Origin of the sequence: Auraticoccus cholistanensis, from assembly GCF_009742705.1 — a bacterium.
GTDB classification, from domain to species: domain Bacteria; phylum Actinomycetota; class Actinomycetes; order Propionibacteriales; family Propionibacteriaceae; genus Auraticoccus; species Auraticoccus cholistanensis.
This window is the reverse complement of sequence record NZ_WPCU01000002.1, coordinates 1-437: the sequence shown is the minus strand read 5'-3', so window position 1 is coordinate 437 and position 437 is coordinate 1. Positions and strand designations below refer to the sequence as shown.

The 437-nt window shown below is 77.6% G+C and carries 1 protein-coding gene; it reads right to left on the bottom strand.

The features are described from left to right. Positions 1 to 437 (bottom strand): hypothetical protein (locus GC722_RS17465; RefSeq protein ID WP_197429642.1); only part of this gene is annotated, 437 nt, incomplete at both ends.

The following is a 437-nucleotide window of genomic DNA, read 5'->3' as shown; positions in this document are numbered from 1 at the left end:
GCCGCAGCAGCAGCCGCAGCCGTGGCGTCCACGTCGGCGTCCGCGCTCGCCGCCGAGGTCGCGTCCGCGTTCGCGGCAGCCACCGCAGCAGCCTGCGCCGCCGGGTCGGCGTCCGCGTCGGCATCGGCGGAGGCCGACGCCGAGGCAGCAGCGTTCACGTCGGCGCTGGCGGCCGCGTCCACCGAGGCGTCGGTGGAGGCGTCCGTCGAGGCCGCAGCCTCGGCAGCCGAGCTGGAGTCCGCGTCGGCGGCAGCAGACGCCGCCGCATGCGCGTCGGAGCTGTTGTCGGCGTTCGCGGCCGCGTTGGCCGCAGCCACCGCAGCAGCGTTCACGTCGGCGTCCACGTCAGCCGAAGCCGTCGTCGACGCGTCGGCGTTGGCCGCCGCAGCAGCAGCCGCCGTGGCGTCCACGTCGGCGTCGGCGCTGGCCGCCGAGGT